This is a genomic window from Fulvivirga sp., from assembly GCF_040220315.1.
Lineage (GTDB): Bacteria > Bacteroidota > Bacteroidia > Cytophagales > Cyclobacteriaceae > Fulvivirga.
In genome coordinates, this window is the sequence record NZ_JAVJUY010000332.1 from 1 (window position 1) to 2352 (window position 2352).

At 33.6% G+C, this 2352-nt stretch carries 2 protein-coding genes; both read left to right on the plus strand.

The window, feature by feature from the left end:
- On the plus strand, positions 1-1010 hold a 1010-nt coding region (locus tag RLO81_RS16915), incomplete at its 5' end, for an SIR2 family protein (RefSeq protein WP_350114385.1).
- A partial coding sequence (locus RLO81_RS16920) for a helicase HerA domain-containing protein (RefSeq protein ID WP_350114387.1) occupies positions 1003-2352 on the plus strand: 1350 nt, incomplete at its 3' end. The genes RLO81_RS16915 and RLO81_RS16920, both read left to right, overlap by 8 nt.

Here is a 2352-nt window from a genome sequence, read left to right on the forward strand (position 1 = left end):
CGGATTCGGATATTGATTCAGATAAGAAGGTATTGTTAGATGCTACTATTAAGTATCAATATTTCAAGATTGCAATTAAAGGAAATCTTGAAATTCTAGATGGTGATTCTGAAGAGTTAAACAAGACTAGAGCTTCATATCAGTCTCTTATTAAGGCTATTAGCTTTTTCCTTAGGAGGAGAAAAAGTAATCTTCTTTCAAAACAAGCTAATTTATTTACAACCAATATGGACTTGTTTCTTGAGTCAACATTGGAGCAGGAGGGCGCGGACTATAATGATGGTTTTTCAGGTAAACTGAATGCCAAATATGGAACTGAGAATTTCCATAATTCAATTTTCAAGTTAAGTACTCATTACGATATAAGGTCCGAGGTTCCGCTCTTCAACTTGTTCAAGTTACATGGTAGTTTGAATTGGTTAGAGACTGACCAGGGAATTGTATATGATTATGGTCTGTCTTCTTTGAAAGCCATTTTAGCAGTTGATTGTCCAGATGAGGACTTTATTTCTATACATGACGATGATGGAAACCCATTAAATCTGGTGGAAATAAATAAGAAATTAGATGATAGTGGAGTTAAGAAGAAAGATATACATGAGTCATTTCTAGCTGCCTATAACAAGTTGGTCATGATTAATCCAACCAAAGACAAATTCGCTACAACTACACAAAACCTTCTTTTTTATGAGCTTTTAAGAATGTACTCAAATCATTTGGAGAGGGAGAATTCAGTTTTGTTTGTTTTTGGTTTTTCGTTTGCTGATGAACATGTTCGTGAAATTACCAAACGTGTAGCTCTTTCAAATCCAACATTACTAATTATAATTTTTGCTTTCGACCAACAGGCCAAACGCAGCATACAAGGGTTAGTCGTTCAGAAATCTAATATCCTAGTTCTTGCTCCTGCTGACGGGCAGAACTCATATTCCTTGGAACAAATAACGAAGCAATTTTTTAATCAAGTAATATCAAAAATTGAAGAACAACATAAAGTAGAAAATGTCTAAAGGAGGGCTTGATATAGAAGATGTTTTAAGAGTAGGGAAGGTAGTTTCTGTCAAAGGACGATCAGTAGATGTTTTAGTTGATAAGTCAAAAAACGGTTCCCACTTACTCTATAATGGAGAGTTAATTAAGAATATTTCAGTAGGTAGCTATGTAAAAATTACCAAGGGTTTTGAATCCTTTATTGGAAAGATAGAGGGCGAATATATTACTGAAGACAAAATCTATCAAGATAAAATCTATAGAAACGAGAAGGAAAAAATCAAGAGACTTCTGAACATTAAACTACTTGGGTACATTGAAAGCGGGAGATTTCGACAAGGGATCAAGGATCTACCATTAATTGATAATGAATGTTATCTGGTTTCTCAAAATGAATTCAAAAAGGTTCATTATTTTCTTAAAGAGATTAATGGAAAACTTGATGAAGAACTGGAGATTGGGAATCTGGCAAATGAAAGGGGTAAGGAAATCATTCTTGGTGTCAATAGTTTATTTGCAAGTCATATTGGAATATTCGGGAATACTGGAAGTGGTAAGTCATATACTTTAGCAAGTCTTTATCATCGTTTGTTTGAGAAATACAAGGATGAGCCACGATTCAAAGAAAACGCCAAGTTCATAATAATAGACTTCAATGGAGAGTATCTAGTCCCTGAAGGTGAAGATGATATTATTGTATCATCAGATTATAAAAGCACTTACAATTTAAGTACTAGAAGAAACAACTCTGATAAATTTCCAATTTCAGCAAGTGAAATTAATGATGATGATTTTTGGTCAATATTCTTGACTGCAACGGACAAAACCCAAAAACCATTTTTGAAGCGTGCACTGTCCAATGATTTCTATTTCTCAAGGTTTGATTCAATAGAAAATTTTCGTTGGTGCGCAGGAAATATTATTCAGAATCTAACCGAAAGGGGGTCTGAAAAAAGTGATATACTTCAATTTCTAAGTGAAACTTCTAATGCCTTAGGTGGCAATGATACTCTTGAAGCCATTCGGGATGATTATTCGGCCAAGTTAAAGTATCATAATACCCATGGCACATATTATTATGAAGCACCCCCTGAAATTTACTTATCTCAACCTCAATTCAAAGCTGTAGCAATAGATCAAGGACTTGAGCGATTAAATTTAGATTTGACCACAGTTACTGCATTGCAAAAAATTAGATTGAGAATAGTATTTGAGTACTATAATGAAATAGCAAAATTCGATCTTAATACTGAGCATATTTCACCCCTAATTAAAAGGTTGAAGAGGATTGAAGAACTAGATAAGATTATTACTATATCTGACGAATTCAGCGATAAGTTTTTAGACGTTATTTCATTATCA